The sequence below is a fragment of the Clostridium sp. JNZ J1-5 genome, assembly GCF_053901425.1.
In genome coordinates this window covers 3,391,942-3,412,462 of record NZ_CM132773.1, presented here as the reverse complement: position 1 = coordinate 3,412,462, position 20,521 = coordinate 3,391,942, and the positions used below count along the sequence as shown (strand labels likewise).

At 30.7% G+C, this 20,521-nt stretch carries 14 protein-coding genes; 5 read left to right on the top strand and 9 right to left on the bottom strand.

Going from position 1 to position 20,521, the window contains the following annotated elements; all coding sequences use genetic code 11:
- Positions 1–70: 70 nt before the first annotated feature.
- The 4 genes from ACWW38_RS16310 to ACWW38_RS16295 form a co-directional block, all read right to left on the bottom strand.
- The gene (locus ACWW38_RS16310; RefSeq protein ID WP_456258577.1) at positions 71–1,627 is read right to left on the bottom strand and encodes an ABC-F family ATP-binding cassette domain-containing protein; all 1,557 of its coding nucleotides are present in this window, start codon (positions 1,625–1,627) and stop codon (positions 71–73) included.
- A gap of 192 nt (positions 1,628–1,819) precedes the next feature.
- On the bottom strand, positions 1,820–3,163 hold the full coding sequence (gene gdhA / locus ACWW38_RS16305) for an NADP-specific glutamate dehydrogenase (protein WP_456258576.1): 1,344 nt from the start codon (positions 3,161–3,163) through the stop codon (positions 1,820–1,822).
- Positions 3,164–3,480: 317 nt separating this feature from the next.
- Positions 3,481–4,416, bottom strand: coding sequence for an SPFH domain-containing protein (locus tag ACWW38_RS16300; protein WP_456258575.1), 936 nt, complete (start codon positions 4,414–4,416; stop codon positions 3,481–3,483).
- 24 nt (positions 4,417–4,440) lie between these two features.
- A complete protein-coding gene (locus tag ACWW38_RS16295) occupies positions 4,441–4,866 on the bottom strand; it encodes an NfeD family protein (RefSeq protein WP_456258574.1) in 426 nt (141 codons plus the stop codon).
- Between the two features lie 408 nt (positions 4,867–5,274).
- On the opposite strand from ACWW38_RS16295, the gene ACWW38_RS16290 reads away from it, so the two are divergent.
- Positions 5,275–7,179, top strand: coding sequence for an NAD(+) synthase (locus ACWW38_RS16290; RefSeq protein WP_456258573.1), 1,905 nt, complete (start codon positions 5,275–5,277; stop codon positions 7,177–7,179).
- 63 nt (positions 7,180–7,242) lie between these two features.
- Here the strand turns inward: ACWW38_RS16290 and ACWW38_RS16285 are convergent, their stop codons facing one another.
- Positions 7,243–7,665, bottom strand: a complete 423-nt coding sequence (locus ACWW38_RS16285) for a YaaR family protein (protein ID WP_456258572.1) — start codon at positions 7,663–7,665, stop codon at positions 7,243–7,245.
- Positions 7,666–7,827: 162 nt separating this feature from the next.
- On the opposite strand from ACWW38_RS16285, the gene ACWW38_RS16280 reads away from it, so the two are divergent.
- The 4 genes from ACWW38_RS16280 to ACWW38_RS16265 all read left to right on the top strand — a co-directional run bounded on the left by ACWW38_RS16280 (position 7,828) and on the right by ACWW38_RS16265 (position 15,710).
- Entirely contained in the window at positions 7,828–8,349 is a 522-nt protein-coding gene (locus ACWW38_RS16280; protein ID WP_456260477.1) for a chromate transporter, read from the top strand.
- Complete coding sequence (locus ACWW38_RS16275) at positions 8,346–8,891, top strand: chromate transporter (RefSeq protein WP_456258571.1); 546 nt, start codon at positions 8,346–8,348, stop codon at positions 8,889–8,891. The genes ACWW38_RS16280 and ACWW38_RS16275 overlap by 4 nt, the downstream gene beginning before the upstream one ends.
- A 207-nt stretch (positions 8,892–9,098) precedes the next feature.
- Positions 9,099–11,708, top strand: coding sequence for a calcium-transporting P-type ATPase, PMR1-type (locus tag ACWW38_RS16270; RefSeq protein ID WP_456258570.1), 2,610 nt, complete (start codon positions 9,099–9,101; stop codon positions 11,706–11,708).
- Positions 11,709–12,722: 1,014 nt separating this feature from the next.
- Positions 12,723–15,710: a vitamin B12-dependent ribonucleotide reductase gene (locus tag ACWW38_RS16265; RefSeq protein WP_456258569.1), complete on the top strand. Its 2,988-nt coding sequence runs from the start codon at positions 12,723–12,725 to the stop codon at positions 15,708–15,710.
- Positions 15,711–15,792: 82 nt separating this feature from the next.
- Here the strand turns inward: ACWW38_RS16265 and ACWW38_RS16260 are convergent, their stop codons facing one another.
- From ACWW38_RS16260 to ACWW38_RS16245, 4 genes are all read right to left on the bottom strand, one after another.
- Positions 15,793–16,080: a NifU family protein gene (locus ACWW38_RS16260; protein ID WP_456258568.1), complete on the bottom strand. Its 288-nt coding sequence runs from the start codon at positions 16,078–16,080 to the stop codon at positions 15,793–15,795.
- Positions 16,081–16,151: 71 nt separating this feature from the next.
- A complete protein-coding gene (locus ACWW38_RS16255) occupies positions 16,152–17,612 on the bottom strand; it encodes a 4-hydroxyphenylacetate 3-hydroxylase family protein (RefSeq protein ID WP_456258567.1) in 1,461 nt (486 codons plus the stop codon).
- A gap of 226 nt (positions 17,613–17,838) precedes the next feature.
- Positions 17,839–19,254, bottom strand: coding sequence for a sigma-54 interaction domain-containing protein (locus ACWW38_RS16250; RefSeq protein WP_456258566.1), 1,416 nt, complete (start codon positions 19,252–19,254; stop codon positions 17,839–17,841).
- Between the two features lie 63 nt (positions 19,255–19,317).
- Positions 19,318–20,376: an HD-GYP domain-containing protein gene (locus tag ACWW38_RS16245; protein ID WP_456258565.1), complete on the bottom strand. Its 1,059-nt coding sequence runs from the start codon at positions 20,374–20,376 to the stop codon at positions 19,318–19,320.
- Between the last annotated feature and the right edge of the window lie 145 nt (positions 20,377–20,521).

Below are 20,521 nucleotides of genomic sequence, written 5' to 3'. Positions count from 1 at the left end.
TTTGTATATTAATTATATCATATTAAAACAAATTTTTTACATGTTTTTATGTTGCAATATTTGTAAAAATTTAAACTATTTTAGTGGACCAACTTTCACAATCCCATACATCAGTGACTATATCTTCATAAAATTCAGGTTCATGAGAAACTAAAAGTATGCTTCCCTTATATTCTTTAAGAGCTCTTTTTAATTCTTCCTTTGCATCTACATCAAGATGGTTAGTAGGCTCATCAAGTATTAATATATTTGTCTCCCTATTAATTAACTTAGAAAGTCTTACCTTTGCTTGTTCTCCTCCACTTAAAACCATAACCTTACTTTCAATGTGCTTAGTTGTAAGACCACATTTAGCTAAAGCAGCTCTTACTTCATATTGAGTAAACCCAGGAAACTCTTTCCAGAACTCTTCAATACAAGTATTTCTATTGTCCTTGCTTCCTTCTTGCTCAAAGTATCCCACATATTGATACTCTCCTCTGTAAACTTTGCCGCTTATTGATTTAATATCTCCTAGTAAACTCTTTAATAGGGTTGTTTTTCCTAATCCATTAGCTCCACGCAAGGCTATTTTTTGGCCTCTTTCCATTCTTAAATTTAAAGGCTTAGATAACGGTTCTGTATATCCTATAACTAGATCGGTTGTTTCAAATATTACTTTTCCTGAAGCTCTAGCAGTCTTGAAATTAAATTCTGGCTTAGGTTTTTCTTGAGGTAATTCTATCATTTCCATTTTGTCCAAAACTTTTTGCCTAGATTTTGCTCTACCTGTGGTAGATATTCTAGCTTTATTTCTAGCAATAAAGTCTTCTAGTTTTTCTTTTTCCTGTTGTTGTCTTCTATAAGCAGCCTCTAATTGCTTCTTATTTGCTTCATATATTCTCAAGAAATTATCATAATCCCCAACATATCTTGTTAACTTTTTATTATCTACATGGTAAATTATATTTATTACACTGTTTAAAAAAGGTATGTCATGAGATATTAATATAAAAGCATTCTCATAAGCTTGAAGATATCTTTTCAGCCATTCTATATGCTCTTCATCTAAATAGTTTGTAGGTTCATCTAATAATAGTATATCTGGTTTTTCTAAAAGGAGTTTTGCAAGCAAAACCTTAGTTCTTTGTCCGCCGCTTAATTCTGTAACATCTCTATCCAAACCAACATCCTTAATTCCAAGTCCTCCAGATACCTCTTCAATTTTGGCATCAATTGTGTAAAAATCGTTATTATCTAATAGGTCTTGAATATTTCCCATATCTTCTAATAGTTTTTCAAGTTCTTCTGGAGAAGCTTCTCCCATTTTATCTGTAATATTTATCATTTCTTCTTCTAAATCAAAAAGATACTTAAAAGCATCTTTTAGTATATCTCTAATAGTTTTGCCTTTTTCTAATACTATATGCTGATCCATATATCCTACTCTAACTTTATTTGACCATTTAATTTCACCTTCATCTGGCATCAAATTACCAGTAATGATATTCATAAATGTAGATTTACCTTCACCATTAGCTCCAATAAATCCAACATGCTCTCCTTTTAATAATCTAAAAGATACATCTTCAAATATTGCCCTATCACCAAAACCATGATTCATATTTTTTACTGTTAATATGCTCATCCTCACTTCTCCTCATAAAACTATTTTATATATCTTTTACTGACACTGTATAGTTTAAAATATATAAATACAGCTTGTCAAAAGAAATTTTCACAATTTTTATATTAACAAAAAAATAGATAATACTCTTTACTTTGAGTATTATCTATTTTATATTTTAAATTATTAAAAACTTCTTAAAAATATGTGGTTTTACACTACCCCTTGTGCTAACATAGCTTCAGCAACCTTTAAGAATCCAGCAATATTAGCTCCAACTACTAAGTTGTTACTATATCCATATACTTCTGAACATTTTACTGAGTTTTCATATATGTTCTTCATAATATTCTTCAATTTTGCATCAGCTTCTTCAAAAGACCAAGAATATCTAATGCTGTTTTGAGACATTTCTAAAGCTGAAACTGCAACTCCACCAGCATTAGCTGCTTTTGCAGGTGCAAATAAAATACCATTCTCAATAAATATGTCAATAGCTTCTAAAGTTGATGGCATATTTGCTCCTTCTCCTACAGCAATTACTCCATTTTTAACTAGTGCCTTTGCATCTTCTACATCTATTTCATTTTGAGTAGCACATGGAAGTGCTATATCACAAGGTATATTCCATACTCCTTTACCCTCATGATATTCTGCTTCTGAATGATATTTTACATATTCAGTTAATCTCTTTCTTTCAACTTCTTTTATTTTCTTTAATGTTTCTAAATTAATTCCGTTTTTATCATAAACATAACCATTAGAATCACTACATGCTACAACTTTTCCACCTAATTGATGTACTTTTTCTATAGCATAGATAGCAACATTTCCAGATCCAGAAACAACGACAGTTTTTCCTTCTATATTCATTCCCTTGCCTTTTAGCATTTCATCAACGAAATAAACTAATCCATATCCAGTTGCTTCTGTTCTAACAAGACTTCCTCCGTAAGTTAATCCCTTTCCAGTTAAAACTCCAGCTTCATAGGAACTGGTCATTCTTTTATACTGTCCAAACATATATCCAATTTCTCTTCCGCCTACGCCAATATCTCCAGCTGGAACGTCCATGTCTTTTCCTATATATTTGTAAAGCTCAGTCATAAAGCTTTGGCAAAATCTCATAATCTCTCTATCTGATTTTCCTTTAGGATCAAAGTCTGAACCACCTTTTCCTCCGCCTATTGGAAGTCCAGTTAATGAATTTTTCAATATTTGTTCAAATCCTAAGAATTTTATTATACTTAAGTTTACACTAGGGTGAAATCTTAATCCACCTTTATAAGGTCCTATGGCACTATTAAATTGAACTCTAAATCCTCTATTAACCTTAACATTACCTTCATCATCAACCCAAGGAACTCTAAACATTAATTGTCTTTCTGGTTCAACAAGTCTCTCTAAGATTCCATTTTGAATATACTCAGGATGTTTTTCTAATACTGGAATTAAAGAGTATAAAACTTCTTTAACAGCTTGATGAAATTCATTTTGACCAGAATTTCTCTGTAATAGTTCTTCATAAATTTTTTCTACATATTGTTTTGCTTCCATATAAACAACCCCCTAAAAATTCTTATCATTTGCTATATAATATCATAAAAAAGATAAAAATTACATAGTTTTTTTATATTTTTTTTATTTTTTTATACTTTTTATTAACAATATAATAAAACTCGTGTAATTATTTTACATATTCTTCAGTTTATTAAATTTGTATTACTTAGAATAAATAAGTAGTTTGAAAATCGCAAAAATTTTTATACTATCTTTAGCATTTTTTTATAAATTTATTCATTTTATGTCTAAAATTTTTAATTATAAAGGCTGTAGACATTGAGTATTGTCTACAGCCTTTTTATTCTATTATTTTACTTCTTAATCAATTCCCCAATAGCTGCTATACTACCCAAAGAAGATAGTGTTTCATTTGGAAGTATAAGCTTATTTGCAGGTGATTTTGCCATTTCTTTAAGAGCCTCCACTTGCTTTAATGCTATAACTGTTTCATTAGTTCCTGATTCTATAATGGCTCTATTTATCTTATTTATTGCCTCTGCTTCAGCTTCAGCTACAATTTCAATAGCTTTAGCCTTACCTTCAGCTTCAAGTAATTGAGATTCACGAAGACCTTCAGCTCTTCTTATATTAGCTTCTTTTTCTGCTTCAGCTTGAAGAATTCTAGATTGCTTTTCTCCTTCTGCCCTTGCAATTTCACTTTGCTTTTGTCCTTCTGCTTGAAGAATAGTTGCTCTTTTATCTCTTTCTGCTCTCATCTGTTTTTCCATTGCCTCTTGGATTTCTGCTGGAGGTATAATATTTTTAATTTCAACAGACAATATTTTTATGCCGTATGCATCTGTGATCTCATCTATTATTTCTAATAATTTTGAGTTAATTCTATCTCTCCCTGATAATACTTCATCTAAACTCATATCACCAACTATATTTCTCATATTTGTAATAGTTGAGTATACTATACCTGATTTGTAATCTTCAATATTATAAACTGCATCTTTTGAATTTAAAACCTTATAAAATATAACATTGTCTATTGATATTTTAACATTATCTTTAGTAATAACACTTTGTGGTTGTATGTCTAAGATTTGCTGTTTTGTAGATATTTTCTTTCTAACAAAATCAGCAAAAGGAATTGTAAAATGCCAACCAGGTTCAAGAGTTCTATGATATTGACCAAATCTTTCAACAATGTATACATATCCTGTATTTACTATCTTTATTGAAGATATTACTGCTAATAGAATAATAATTAACAATACTATTCCTAAAATGTTTAATATCATGATCTACACCATCCTTTTATCTTATTATATTTTCTTTATTATTAGTTTATTCCCTTGAATTTTTATAATTTTGACTTTATCCCCTTTTGATATAAGTTCTCCTTCGTTTTTAACTGTCCAATATATTCCTTGAAATTTTACTGTAGCTTTTTCTACTATATCTGTATTTACTATAAATTCTCGTCCAATATATTCCTCTTCCATAGTTGGAGTTACCGGTACAGTTTTTTTAATTGTTTTTTTAACTATTGGATATCCAACTGCCATTAGGGCAGAACTCACTGCTATAAATGTAATTAACTGTGTTGTAAAGGAATAATCAAATAGTGCCAATGCTATTGCTACTATTCCTCCTATGGTAAACCATATAAATAGAAAACTGCTAGTTACTAAATCTATTCCTAGTGCAACAGCAGCTACAATTATCCACAATAAAAGATATTGCCACATAATATATTCCCTCCTTCTAATCGTCGTCACCTATAATTTTATTATACAATAAACTCCCCCTCTTTAATATACTTGAATTCTAAATATATCCGTTTCATATGTTTATATTACAGCATTTCATTCTACAATTAAAACCTTGTTTTATCTATAAAATCTTATCTATTAATCCTTTTTACGGTTTCCAATACCTTATTCACTATTCTCTTAACTTTACTATGTTTATTTGAGTAAGGCTATGTTTTAAAAAATAGCCCTAATCTGCTAGTGATGGGTTTCAATTTTTTATATTATATTTACCTAACATAAAGTTGACAAATAAATACTGTAGGGTATAAAGTTTAATAGAATATCCATACACTACACTTATTAAGGACGTATTTATAATCTAAAAAATGGAGTGTGAATTAAATGAATTTTATTAGAGTTGCTGCTGCATGCCCTATTACTAAAGTAGCAAATATAAACTTTAACCTGCAAAATATAAAAAAATGTATAGAAATAGCCCTAAAAAAAGAGTCTAAAATGATAGTTTTTCCTGAACTCTGCATAACATCCTATACCTGTGGCGACTTATTTTTGCAACAACATTTACTTCAGGAATCTGAAGATGCCATAAAAGCTCTGTGTAGTTTTTCTATTAATAAAGATATTCTTATTGCTGTAGGGGCTCCTTTAATCTACAATTATTGTTTGTATAATTGTGCTTACATAATATATAATGGAAAATTAATTGGAATTGTTCCAAAAAGTTATATTCCTAACTACACTGAGTTTTATGAAAAACGCTGGTTTACAGAAGGTAAAGATATAGTTAATGAGCGTGTTGACTTATCTTTTCAAAATGATATTCCATTTGGAATAAATTTAATATTCAAAAGTGATACCTTTAGATTTGGTTTTGAAATATGCGAAGACTTATGGACAGTTATACCACCTAGTTCTTATCTTAGTCTGTTTGGTGCAAATATAATCGGTAACCTATCTGCTTCAAATGAGCTTGTATCTAAAGCTAGCTATAGAAAATCTATTGTAGAATCTCAAAGTGCTAGATGCATGTGCTCATATGTTTATGCTTCCTCTGGAGTTTTCGAATCTACTACAGATTTAGTATTCAGCGGTCATTTGATGATAGGTGAAAACGGTATAATATTAGAGGAAAATGAACGATTCCAAAGAGAAAATGAGATAATAAGTTATATAATAGATGTAGATAAACTAAATAATGAACGACTTAAAAACTTAAGTTTTAGAGATAGTATTAAATTATGTAATTTCAAACCTTTAGAAATTCCATTTAGTTTTTCAAAAACTGAAGTTTCTGTATTTGATAGATTTATAGATAAACACCCTTTTGTGCCTTCTAATGAGCATGAAAGAGAAGAGCGATCTAGAGAAATTTTTAATATTCAAACTGCCGGCCTTGCTAAACGATTAAATCATACAGGAATTGAAAAAGTTGTAATTGGAATTTCAGGAGGACTTGATTCCACTCTTGCACTACTTGTAGCAGTTAAAACCATAGATATGCTAAAATTACCAAGAAAAAATATAATAGCTATAACCATGCCAGGATTTGGAACCACAGATAGAACCTACAACAATGCTATTAGTCTATGTAAAGAACTTGGAACAGATTTAAGAGAAATAAATATAGTGGATGCTTGTCTCCAACATTTTAAGGATATTGGTCATCCAACTGAAATTCATGATGTAACTTATGAAAATGTTCAAGCAAGAGAAAGAACACAGATCCTTATGGATTTAGCTAACAAGAAAGCAGCTTTATTAGTTGGAACTGGGGATTTGTCTGAACTAGCCTTAGGATGGGCTACTTATAACGGAGATCATATGTCCATGTACTCTGTAAATTGCTCTGTTCCTAAGACTCTTGTTAGATATCTAGTAAAATATGTATCTGACAAAGAAGTTGCTAAAGAAGTATCTGATATTCTTGTTGATATCTTGGATACTCCTGTTAGTCCTGAACTTCTTCCTAAGGATAAAAATGGAGAAATATCTCAAAAAACCGAGGATATAGTTGGGCCTTATGAGCTTCATGACTTTTTCTTATATTATTTTATAAGACAAAGTGCTACCCCTGAAAAGATATTATTTCTTTCAAAAGAAGCTTTTAAGGATATTTATGATAATAATACTATTGAAAAATGGTTTGAGAAATTTATAAAACGATTCTTTACCCAACAATTTAAACGCTCAGCTCTTCCCGATGGTCCAAAAGTAGGAACTATAAGCTTATCTCCTAGAGGAGACTGGAGAATGCCGTCTGACGCTGACTTCAGTACATGGATTTAAATCTTAAAATATAGAAAGGGATTAAGTCATAATTGTTTATGACTTAATCCCTTTTATTATAAACTACTTATATATATCAACTATAAGTCCTGATATTTCATCAATAGTACTAGCAATACTTAAATTTTCCTTTTCTTCACTTAAAAGCATCTGAGTTAATTCTTCTAATTTTAAGTCTATAGTTTCAACTGTTATAAAATATTGAGTCTGCCAAAAACTAATGTCTTTTTTTACTCCATACATATAGCTTAAAACAGATTCTAAATATTCTTTTATCATCCTTTTATAAGCTGCTACATCTCCATAACATTTTGTAATAGCAAGTCTATTTCCTTTTTTCTTTATATCCTCAAGCATTTGTTTAAGTTGTTGTTCAGATTTTCTTTGGTGAGCAAAGCTAAAGCTTTGAGAAAAATCCTTTTTACTAGTCACTACTTTTTTCTCGGAACTTATTTGTGTTCCACTACGCACCCTTGATATCTCCATCGATCCACCCCCACCTAAAATCATTAATTATATTATATAGCATATTACTGTAAAAACAAAGTATAGTAAATTTGATTGTAAAATAATATACAGCTATAATAGTATTAATTAAATTTTTTAGTTTATATTGGGAAGGTGATAAATGTGAAAAGACTTCTGACTATGTTTGTTAGTTTTTTTAAAATAGGTGCTTTTACTTTTGGTGGCGGATATGCAATGATTCCTCTTATTGAAGCAGAGGTTGTAAATAATCGTGAATGGTTAAGTAAAGAAGATTTTCTAGACATACTAGTCATATCTCAAACCTTTCCAGGAGCCCTTGCTGTAAATTCATCTATTTTCATTGGATATAAAATTGGTGGACTAATGGGTGCAGTATTAGCGTTGCTTGGTGTGGTTTTACCCTCATTTTTTATAATATTAATTATAGCTACATTCTTTTTTCAATTTAGAAACAACGCCTTTGTTGATTTAGTCTTTAAAGGAATAGCTGCTGCGGTGCCTATGCTAGTACTAATTGCAGTAGTTAGTCTTTCAAAATCTATTGATAAAAACTTAGTAAATTTGCTTATTATAATAATCACCGTCATTGCAATTTCTATTTTTAAAATAAATCCAATTATAGTAATAATTCTTTCAGGGCTATATGGATTAATGTTTTTTAGAAAGAAGGTAGATGAATGAATTTAATTATAAACCTATTTTTAGCTTTTTTGAAAATAGGTATGTTCAGCTTTGGTGGTGGATATGCAATGATCCCTTTTATTGAAAAAGAAATTGTAACAAATCATAGATGGATAGATTTAAAAACCTTTGTAGATATAATAGGTATATCTCAAATGACTCCAGGACCTGTAGCTATAAATTCTGCAACTTTTGTTGGATTTACTGTTAAAGGTGTTTTAGGTAGTATAGCTGCCACCTTAGGAGTTGTTAGCTTCTCCTTCTTTTTAGTTTCTATAGCAACACATTATATAATTAAATTTAAAGAATCAAAATTTTTAAAGGCTGCTATGAAGGGAATGCGTCCTGCACTTATAGGCCTTATAATTTCTGCATTTATATCCCTTTCAAAAGTTTCTTATAGCATCAAAAATATAAAAAGCATTATTATTGGTATAATAATTGGAGCATTATTATTTAAAACTAAAATACACCCTATATTAATCATAGTTATTTCTGGAATACTAGGAATTTTGTTTTATAAATTTCTTCCAGCATTTTAACATTAGCAAAATAAATCTCACTTCAAATTAAATTTAGCATCTAATATTTTTAAAATAAATTTAAATAATTATTTTTAAGAACAGTATAAAGCTTCCTTTTATGTGCTGTTCTTATTTTTTACACATAAAAAACCAAAACTAAAATATCATTATAAAAGTAATATTTTTATTAGCCCTATAGAATAATAAGACTGAGGTGATTTTGTTATGTTGTATTCTAAAAAAATTGAAGAGATACTAGACAACTTTAATACTGACCCTAATAATGGTCTTACTTCTGAAGAAGTGCAAAATAGAAGAGAGAAATACGGTCTAAATAAACTTATAACTCAAAAAAAACAAACACTGCTTCAAATGCTTATTTCTCAGATAAATGATATATTAATATATATTCTTATAGGAGCTGCAATAATTTCCGCAATAGTTGGAGAAATAAGTGACTCCATTATTATTGCAATAATTATAATCTTAAATGCAGTTATCGGTGTAATACAGGAGTCCAAAGCTGAAAAATCACTAGAAGCTTTAAAAAGTTTATCCACTCCTAAAGCTATTGTAAAAAGAAATGGAGAGTTAAAAGAAATTTCTTCTGAAGAAATTGTGCCTGGTGATATTGTTGTAATAGATGCTGGTAGATATATTCCCTGTGATTTAAGACTTATTGAAACTGCTAACTTAAAAATTGAAGAATCAGCCCTTACTGGTGAGTCAATACCTGCAGATAAAGAAGCTGATTTAATTATTGAAGATACAAATACTCCTTTAGGTGACCAAAAGAATATGGCTTTTATGTCTACTTTGGTTAGTAATGGTAGAGGTATCGGAGTAGCTGTAAGCACAGCTATGAATACACAAATAGGTAAAATAGCATCTATGCTAAAAGATAATGAAAAGGAACTTACTCCCCTCCAAAGAAGGCTAGAACAACTTGGAAAAATTTTAGGTATAGCAGCTTTAGCTATTTGTGCAGTGATTTTTATAATAGGCTTTATACAAGGTAGAGATTTACTTGAGTTATTCCTAACCTCTATTAGCTTAGCTGTTGCTGCCATTCCTGAAGGTCTTCCTGCTATTGTAACAATTGTGCTTGCTTTAGGTGTGCAGAGAATGATTAAAGAAAATGCAATTATAAGAAAACTACCCGCAGTAGAAACCTTAGGTTCTGTAAATATTGTATGTTCAGATAAAACAGGAACACTTACCCAAAATAAAATGACTGTTACAAAATTTTATGCTGACAATATTTTCGATGATATAGAAAATTTAAATATAGATAATTCTGCCCATAGATTATTAGTAGAAAATCTAGTACTATGCAACGATGCTACCTATTCTGAAGAAAATACCACTGGTGACCCTACTGAAATAGCTCTTTTAAACGCTGGAGTTAAATTTAATATATTTAAAGATGATTTGCAAGAAAACCATAAAAGAATAGATGAAGTTCCCTTTGATTCTGATAGAAAGCTTATGACCACAGTTAATAAATATGAAAATGAATTTTACGTAATGACTAAAGGTGCAACTGATAACCTCTTAAAAATATGTTCTAATATTTATATAGATGGCAATATAGCTCCTTTAACAGAAGAATTAAAAAATACTATATTGTCATTTGCTTCTGATATGTCTAGCGAAGCACTAAGAGTTTTAGGTTCTGCTTTTAAAAAAATGTCTAATTCACACGTTGAAATAGACACTCTTGAAAGTAATCTAACTTTCATTGGTTTAGTGGGTATGATTGACCCTCCTAGACTTGAAGTAAAAGACTCTATAGCTTTATGTAAAAAGGCTGGAATATCTACTGTAATGATAACTGGTGACCATAAAGATACTGCTTTTGCAATTGCTAAGGCATTAGATATAACTAAAAACTCCGAAGAAATTATGTCCGGTTCTGAAATAGATGATTTAACTCAAGAAGAGCTTAACGAAAGAATAGATAAATTAAAAGTATTTGCAAGAGTTTCCCCTGAGCATAAGGTTAATATTGTTAAGGCATTTAAATCTAAGGGAAATATTGTATCCATGACTGGTGATGGCGTAAATGATGCCCCATCACTGAAAATAGCAGATATAGGTGTGGCAATGGGCATTACTGGTACAGACGTTGCTAAAGGTGCCTCAGATATGATATTAACTGATGACAACTTCTCAACCATAGTTTCTGCTATTAAAGAAGGTAGAAACATATACAAAAATATTAAGAAATCTATTTTATTTTTACTTTCCTGTAATATGGGGGAAATAATAGCTATATTTATAGCTATAGTTATTGGATGGGCTACTCCATTAAGACCAATACACATTTTATGGATAAATCTTGTCACTGACTCTCTCCCTGCACTTGCTTTAGGCGTTGATCCTAAGGATGAAAGTGTCATGGGCGAAAAACCAAGAAGTCCTAAAGAGAGTATTTTCGCAGGCTCCTTATGGAATTTACTTTTTAATGGAGCTTTAATAGGAGTTATAACATTAATTGCATTTTTTATTGGCATGAAAAAATATTCAAATTCTCTTATGCATGCACAAACCATGGCTTTTATGGTAATGAGTATTTCTGAACTTATACATTCGCTAAATATGAGAAGTACAAAAAAGTCCATATTTAGTTTAGGATTATTTAGTAATAAACTTCTAATAATATCTATAATATTAGGTATACTGCTTCAGAACATTATTTTATATGTACCTATACTTGCCAATATATTTAATGTATATAGATTAAATTCATATGATTGGCTTTGGGTAATAATTTTAAGCTTAATGCCGTTACTATTTAATGAAATTATTAAGTTATTTAAAAAATCTAAATAAAAGTAAAGTGCTACAAAATGGCGGCATATAAGATTACTTGGCTAACGCATATATGTGTCATTGAGAAACCTTCAGTTCATAGAGTAGTACTAAAGGCTGCTTTATTTAAAAATCCTACCCCGCTCCATCCGAAGTCCTGTCGGGGAGCGGGCTGTGCTCGTCCTTGAGCACAATTACGGATTTTTAAAACAGCAGTCTTAAGTACTACTAATTATTCCTTCAAAGTTTCTTCAATTGACACATATATGCTAGCCAGTAATCTTACATGCCTTAATTAGTTGCAACTAATAATTACTAAAGTAAATACTAAAAGGACTTCAAAAAGCAAAATGATAATTTTGCATGGCGTAGCCACACTGTAAAGCTACTAAGTAATTATTATTAAGTACAACTTAAAAAATTACTATATATAAATGCGATAGAATGTTGATTAATAATAATACTTACTACAGTTAATAAATTATCTATAGTCTAAATAGTAATTACTACTACAGTTATTAATATATGCTTTGTATAAGTAATGGCGGCCTTGTTTTACCTAGTTTAAGGTACTAAAAGGAAGAAGGTGTATAATTCATTAAGAGAATTTTGAGCAAGTTCTAGAAGTTCTTAGTTTGTGAATTTAAAAATTGCCGTAATTCCCACCTAGGACGGGTGGGAGCCAGGCCTGCATCAGGACGATGCATAGGACTGGGTAGGCAATTTTTAAAGGCACAAACTTAGAACTTCTTAACGCAGCGAAGATTCTCTGTTGAATTATATACCTTCGATTTTTAGCACCTTATTCTGTAGTTACCAAGGCCGCCATTTTGTTGTAATATACTTTTATGTTAAAAACTTACACAGAAAAAATTTTTTTAACATAAAGTCTGCTATTTTATTAGGTTTTTGATTGTCAAGTAAATATTTTACAAATATTCTTCTTGAACATTACCTACTTTTACTATATAATACTACATGTAGTATTTTTCATTAAATAACTAACTACATATAGTATTGTTTAGGAGGATTCATATGAGCTCTATATTAAAGATCATCAATAGATATTATACCAAAGAGTTGGAAAAAGACAATTCAAAGACTGTTTATGACTTATTCAATTGGAAAAAAGTAGATGTAGTTTTAAAGGATTATAAAACTGGAAATACCTTAGTGGACATGAAAAATTTAGAATTTCCTGAGCATTATTCACAAAATGCTTGTGATATTATAGCTTCGAAATATTTCAGAAGAGCTGGTGTACCTAACAAGCTTGGGTATGAAAATAGTATGAAAATGGTTGCCCACAGATTAGTAAATTTCTGGTGTGAAGCATTGAAAGATGAAAAGCTAATTACAACAGAAAAAGAAGCTGAAATTTTCTATGATGAGATGGTTTATGGATTATTAAACCAAATGTATGCACCTAATTCACCACAATGGTTTAATACAGGACTTGCATTATCTTATGGGATAAAAGGTTCAAAAAACGGTAGCTTCTATTATGATGAAGCAGAAAATAAAGTTGTAGAAAGCAATGATGCATATACACGAACTCAAGCATCAGCTTGTTTTATACTTTCTATAGAGGATAAACTTTTAGGATTGCATTCTATTTCTGAACAGTATATAACTGAAACTAGGCTATTTAAGGGCGGTTCTGGAACTGGAACTAATTTCTCTTCTATAAGAGCAAAGGGCGAACCTCTCTCTGGAGGTGGATTTTCCTCTGGACTTATGAGCTTTCTAAAGGGGTTAGATAGAAATGCTGGCGCTATAAAATCTGGTGGTACCACAAGACGTGCTGCAAAAATGTTATGTCTTGATGTAGATCATCCTGAAATTATGGATTTTATAAGCTGGAAAGCTAAAGAGGAAGATAAGGTTAGGGCTCTAGGCAAAATGGGATATGACATTAGTTTTGAAGGTGAGGCTTACGAGACTGTTTCTGGACAAAATGGAAACAATTCTGTTAGATTTTCTGATGAATTTATGGAAAAAGTAAGCAATCTTGAAAATGATCCTAATTCAACCATAGAATTAAAAGGTAGAGTTGATAGTTCCGTAAATAAGAAACTTAATGTATCTGAATTGTGGGATACTTTTAATGAATGTGCATGGAAATGTGCAGACCCTGCTCCACAATTTGATGATATATTTAATGCTTGGCACACTTGTCCTTGCGGTGAAGACGGAAAATACAATGCACCATACAATAGAATAAATTCTACTAATCCATGTGGTGAATATGCCTTTTTAAACGATACATCTTGTAATCTAGCTTCAATTAATATATATAATTTTTATAATACAGATACAAAAGAATTTGATTTAAATGGATACGTCCATATGGTTGGATTAATTCAACTTGCCTTAGAAGCTTCTATTCACTGGGGACAATTTCCTACAGAAGATATAGCAAGAAAAACCTACTTATTCAGAACAACCGGCCTAGGCATTGCAAATATAGCTTCATTATTTATGGCCATAGGTTATCCTTATGATTCTGATGAAGCAAGAAATCTAGCATCTTCTTTAATAGGAATACTAACTGGTCATTCATATTATGTTTCTTCACTAATGGCTAAAGAAGTGGGAAGTTTTAATAAATATAATATGAATAAAGAATATATGTTAAGAGTAATTAGAAATCATTGTAGAGTAGCTGGAGCTTTAGATACTCCTTATGAAAAGTTAAACTATGATCCAGTTAAAGTTAATCATGAAATACTTAAAAAAGAGAACTTTACTAATCTTAGTAAGACACTTAGAGAAGTTTGGAAAAGTTCATTAGAATCTGGCGAAAAGTATGGTTATAGAAATGCCCAAGTATCTGTTTTAGCTCCAACTGGAACAATATCTTTAGCTATGGACTGCGGAGCTACATCCATTGAGCCTTTTTTCAGCCATGTTGCATACAAAAAACTTTCTGGTGGGGGTTTCATGACTATAGTAAACCCTGTTTTAGAGATTTCTCTAGATAACTTAGGTTATACTAGCGAACAAATAAAAGATATTGTTGATTATATTATGAGAAAAGAGACCGTAGAAGAAAATGGATATGAGTATGAAAAAATTATAGATGGAAAAATTGAAGGAGCACCTCATTTAAAACAAGAGCATTTAGCAATATTTGATACTGCAAATAAGTGCGGAAGTGGAAAAAGATATATAGCACCAATGGGTCACGTAAAACTAGTAGCGTCCATTACTCCTCTTATTTCTGGTGCTGTATCTAAAACAGTAAATCTTCCTAAAAGTGCAACAGTAGATCACTTTAAAGATGTAATACTGTCTTCATGGAAGCTTGGCATAAAGGGAATTACTCTATATAGAGATGGTTCAAAGGCAAGTCAACCTCTTAATACAAGTTTAACTGAAGATGGTAGTAAGAAACTTGAAGACTTAAGTTATGCTGAATTGTTAGACAAAGTACGTGATTTACAATCAAAGCATCACTATTCAAGAAGAGATAAAATAATAGGTATACGCCAAGGTACTACCCATCCTGCACAAATTGATGATGTTAAAATATATACTACTGTAAACAGAAATTCCGATGGTGAAATATCTGAAATATATATAACTACAGATAGAGAAGGAACTATAATTACCGGACTTTTAAATTCTCTTTCAAAATCAATTTCAGTAATGCTACAATATCATGTACCACCACAGGATATCGCTAAAATGTTAAGAGGTCAAAAATATGAGCCTTATGGCTTTGTAAAAAAACATCCGTATATTAAGTATGTAACCTCTATTTCTGATTTAATAAGTAAAATAATCGATATAGAATTAGGGGATTTTACAAGATGTCAGGTTAAAGACCAGGAATATCTTTCAAAGATGTTTAATGTAAATCTACAAACTGCTTATGATAGTTCAAAATCTGAAAATAAACCTGCTGAAGGAGAGCGTCTTTATGATAGTACGTGTCCTACTTGTTCAAGTACAAGGATGATGAAGAATGGTACTTGTAAAGTTTGTCTAGACTGTGGCTCCACTACAGGATGTAGTTAATTCACTGGCATTTAAAAAGACTGCAGTATTTTGCAGTCTTTTCTATTGTTCTTTATATTTTCAACCTTTTAGATCATTGTCTTCATATAGTTCCATTTTTCTTTTTTAAAATTGCTTTAGCCATATCAAACAATTCATTGCTTACTTCATTATCTAGTATAACTTCTTTTATTTCAGGAATTTCCTGCTTTAATGCAGATTCTATTACATCCTCTACAGTATATTTAGCACAAGGGCATCCGCTGCACTGTCCTAATAGCTTTATTTTAACTATTCCCTCTTCAACTTGTATAAGTTCTATATCTCCATAATGCTCTGCCAGATGGGGTTTCACTTTTCTATCTAATATTTTCTGCACTTTTGCAAGCATAATTTCACTCCATTCCAAATTAATAAAAAAGAAACTTAAGCAGTAGAATTCTTTTAAATAGACTACTTAGCTTAGAGAGATTCATTTACCCTAGCGATTGCTTTTGCTAAGGACTTTTTGTGCTCTAAGTTAGATTGTCTTGATATCATTATTCTTTGTGCTTGTGGCGAGCCGGCTCCATGCATTGACTCTGTTCTATACCCTACAGCTGCTGCTCCAAGAGTTATATTTTCTATAAGTCTTAATACTCTCATACGGTTTTCTACTGAAATCTTAGCGTTACCTACTAAATACTTTCTAATATATGGTCCTATTTTCTCATCTCTAAGATCTTTTTCTGAAGGCATAGTTACCATTAATCCTCCAGCTATATCCTCAGCAAGTCTTGCTATTTCATATGGGAACCTTGTGACATTTTGCTTACATACATTTGCAAGTAATAAATCTATTTGATAGCTGCCTGATTTAGTTTTATGACCTTCAGCGGAACAAGCAATTCCACAAGCATACAATGTTTCATTAAGGTGAGTCATTTCTATTATCTTATCTTTAACATGGCTTGCTTTAGCTGCTCCATTATATTCAGCAGCAAGTGCTGTAGCACCTATTAATACGTCCCCTACTCCAACCTTACATCCTCCATAACTTTGACGATGGAATCCTGCAAATCTTTCTACAAGCATTCCTGCAAATTCTGTTTCCCCATCTAAGAATATCCTTTCATTTGGAACGAATACATTGTCGAATATAGTTAAAGCTTCTACTCCTCCATAAACCTTGTTTCCCACATCTATATCTGCCCCTTCTTCAGCTTTTCTTGTATCACAAGATTGACGTCCTATAACCATGAACAATCCCTTTGAATCAGTTGGTACTGAGAAAGAAATGGCATAATCCTTATCCTCTGGTTTTAATGCAATTGTAGGCATTACTAATACTTCATGAGAGTTGCATATTCCTGTTTGGTGAACTTTTGCTCCCCTAACTATAACTCCATCTTCTCTTCTTTCTACTACTCTAAGATATAAATCTGGATCTGCCTGCTTACTTGGAGATAATGCTCTATCCCCTTTAGGATCAGTCATAGCTCCGTCTACAGTTAAATCATTTTCTTGTACATACTCCATAAACTTTTTAAATCTTTCATGATAGTTTGTGTCATGAGCTTGGTCTATTTCATAAGTAGTGCTGTATTCAGCATTGAAAGCGTCCATACCAACACATCTTTGGAAACATGCTGCAGTTTTTTGGCCTAAAAGTCTTTGCATTTTAACCTTTTTAACTAAATCTTCTGCACTTTGATGTATGGTAGTAAAACGATTTATTTTCTTCCCAGTTAAATGTGAAGTGGCAAGCATTAGATCTTCATACTCTGGCATCTGAGCTAAATCATATGTAGCTTTTACTGAATTAGCTGAAGGACTAAGTATGGGGTGATCTACTGGGCTTTCTATCCTCTCACCAAACATATAAACTTCTAAATTAAGCTTTCTTAAACTTTCAATATATTGTTCTCCACTCATTAATGACATTTTTAACCCATCCTCTCAGATTCGTATTATATATATCTATGTAGTAATTTATAGCAATATCCGTTCCCATTTTCATTTTCTTAAGTTAATACCTTAATATGTATAGGCTTATCTTTATATATAAGTAAAACTTTCATATATAACAAATAAGGATTTTGTTGCAAAACAGCAACAAAATCCTATTTAATCTTTATTTTATGAGCCCATTGCATATATGCAACAAATTTCATTTATGCAACAAATCCCTTTCTGAATATTTTTTTCTCTTTCTAACAAAAGTAGATGCATCAATATTTAGTGCTTTTGCAGCATCTCTTACATTACCATATTTTTTATAGGAATTATTTATAAGTTTAAATTCTAATGTCTCCACAGCATCTTTTAATGGCATTATATTCTCTTTAATGTCTATTATTTTTTCTTTGTATAATTCCTTAATCTCATTTGGCAAATCTTCAAATTCTATGCTGTGACTACTTCCCATAATCACAAGTCTTTCTATTATATTTTTTAACTCCCTAACATTTCCATGCCAACTATATTCGAATAAATATTTTAAAACCTGAGAAGAAAAAATTTTATTCATTGAATGTTTTTCATTAAATTTCATTAGAAAATGATTGGCAAGAGGTATTATATCTCCTTTTCTCTCTCGTAAAGGCGGAATAGTTATGGGAACTACATTTAATCTATAATAAAGGTCTTCTCTAAAGTTACCATCAATTACCATTTGCTCTAGATTTTTATTTGTTGCAGCTATTATTCTAACGTCTATTTTTATAGGTTTTACTCCACCTATTCTAAATATTTCTTCTTCTTGAAGAACTCTTAAAAGCTTTACCTGCATATCTAAAGGAAGGTCACCTATTTCATCTAAAAATATTGTTCCACCATCAGCAATTTCGAAAAGTCCTAGTTTTCCTTCTTTATTAGCTCCTGTAAAGGCTCCTCTCTCATAGCCAAACAATTCTGCTTCTATAAGTGCATGAGGAATAGCTCCACAATTTATTTCTATAAATTGATTAGCATTTCTAGTACTTTCTTTATGAATTAATTTTGCGATTTCCTCTTTTCCTACTCCCGTCTCACCTCTTAGCAGCACAGTAGTCTTAACTTTTGCTGCTCTTCTAGCTAATTTTATGGTCTTTATCATATTTTCGTCTTCTGCAATTATGTCATTAGAGTGTAAAAGTTGAAGCTTCATTTCTTCTATTTGTGAGTAATACTTTTTTGTAAGTTCTTTATTTTTTTCTAGCTGCTCCTTTAATTGAAGTAGCAATGTTACATCTCTTACGTTAGTTACAACAAGAGCTATTTGTCTATCTTCATCAAATATTGGATTACTTGATACTAGCAACTTCTTCCCTGTGTTAAATTCTTGTTCTATAGTGACACTTCTACCATACTTTAGCACCATCAAAGTTGCAGATTTAGATATATATCCCTCTTTCTCTAAATCTAACATATTCTTTCCCAGCATATCTTCTTTATTTAAACCCGTTAATTCTTCATAAGCTTTGTTTATTATTAAAGTATTGGCTTTTCCATCAGTTATATATATTCCATCATAAGACGATTCTATAATATCCTCCAAATCTTTTTGGCTAAGCTGTGACTTTTCATATTGACTCAAATCATCCACTTATATTCCTCCTGTATATAGGTTTTATCTGCACTCTATTTAATATTACATACTATCTCTTTACTAATCTACTACAGATTGGATTGCTAAAGTTAATTTTTCCATTAAATCAACTTCGTAAAATTGTATAGGATTCATTGTCACACTATCATAGACAACTCTTATTACAGGCCTATCCGGGAAATTTTTATTTTGTCTAACAATATATCCTTCAACTCCATTTGAAAGTTTTACACAGCATCCTAATGGATAAATAGCAAAGTTCTTTCTAAATCTATCAATTACAACTTCATCAAATACACTTCCCATTCCGCCTAGTATAAGTTCATAAGCCTCTTTAGGATCAAATTTTTTTCTGTAGCTTCTATTGGCACTTACCGCTGTAAAAACATCGCTTACAGTTATTATTTTAGCATAATCTGAAATTTCATACCCTTTAAGCCCATATGGATATCCTTTCCCATCTACTCTTTCATGATGCTGTACTACACCATCTATAACTTCTTTTGAAAATACTCCACTTTTTTCTAAGATTTCTTTTCCATATAAAGTGTGCTTTTTTACCTCTTCAAATTCTTCCTTAGTAAGCATATCTCTCTTATTAATTAATTCATTGGATATTTTTATTTTTCCAATATCATGAAGAATAGCTGAAAGTCCTAATTCTTTTATTTGAGAAGGGTTTAGCTTTAGACATGCACCAAGATAAATAGCCATAATACTTGTATCAACACAATGAATATATGTATAGTTATCATAGGTCTTAACTTCATATAAGTTAGTGTTAATACTATTTTGTTCTATTATATCATCAATTAATTCTTCTATCATATCTATTGATTTAGTAGAAATGTGTTTGTCTCCATCTAATAGATCATTAAACAATTTAGGCATTATTTCTAAAGTAGTCTTCTTCAATTCAGTAAGATCCTGTTCTTTAGGGATATCATGAAATCTTTCATCTTCAACATATATCATAAAAATTCCGTATTTCTTTAACTTTGGTATTATTCCATTACTAATTTTACAACCTGACTTAAGTAATATCTCTCCACTTCCACTTAATATATCCTTAGCTAAAATTTCGTTGCCTTTAAGGTTTCTAATAAATTCCAACCTCATAAAAAACCCTCCAAAATGAAACTTATGTAACTTTATCTAAATTATAACATATTCTCTTAATGGTACACAGATATAAATTTAATGAAATACACTATTATTAGAATATATATTTTTAAAAATAAAAATAAGAAATTTTACTAATAAG

Excerpts from the sequence above, each read along its gene's own strand:
- ACWW38_RS16310 (WP_456258577.1), bottom strand. The coding sequence starts at position 1,627 with ATGAGCATATTAACAGTAAAAAATATGAATCATGGTTTTGGTGATAGG.
- gdhA (WP_456258576.1), bottom strand. The coding sequence starts at position 3,163 with ATGGAAGCAAAACAATATGTAGAAAAAATTTATGAAGAACTATTACAG.
- ACWW38_RS16300 (WP_456258575.1), bottom strand. The coding sequence starts at position 4,416 with ATGATATTAAACATTTTAGGAATAGTATTGTTAATTATTATTCTATTA.
- ACWW38_RS16295 (WP_456258574.1), bottom strand. The coding sequence starts at position 4,866 with ATGTGGCAATATCTTTTATTGTGGATAATTGTAGCTGCTGTTGCACTA.
- ACWW38_RS16290 (WP_456258573.1), top strand. The coding sequence starts at position 5,275 with ATGAATTTTATTAGAGTTGCTGCTGCATGCCCTATTACTAAAGTAGCA.
- ACWW38_RS16285 (WP_456258572.1), bottom strand. The coding sequence starts at position 7,665 with ATGGAGATATCAAGGGTGCGTAGTGGAACACAAATAAGTTCCGAGAAA.
- ACWW38_RS16280 (WP_456260477.1), top strand. The coding sequence starts at position 7,828 with ATGTTTGTTAGTTTTTTTAAAATAGGTGCTTTTACTTTTGGTGGCGGA.
- ACWW38_RS16275 (WP_456258571.1), top strand. The coding sequence starts at position 8,346 with ATGAATTTAATTATAAACCTATTTTTAGCTTTTTTGAAAATAGGTATG.
- ACWW38_RS16270 (WP_456258570.1), top strand. The coding sequence starts at position 9,099 with ATGTTGTATTCTAAAAAAATTGAAGAGATACTAGACAACTTTAATACT.
- ACWW38_RS16265 (WP_456258569.1), top strand. The coding sequence starts at position 12,723 with ATGAGCTCTATATTAAAGATCATCAATAGATATTATACCAAAGAGTTG.
- ACWW38_RS16260 (WP_456258568.1), bottom strand. The coding sequence starts at position 16,080 with ATGCTTGCAAAAGTGCAGAAAATATTAGATAGAAAAGTGAAACCCCAT.
- ACWW38_RS16255 (WP_456258567.1), bottom strand. The coding sequence starts at position 17,612 with ATGTCATTAATGAGTGGAGAACAATATATTGAAAGTTTAAGAAAGCTT.
- ACWW38_RS16245 (WP_456258565.1), bottom strand. The coding sequence starts at position 20,376 with ATGAGGTTGGAATTTATTAGAAACCTTAAAGGCAACGAAATTTTAGCT.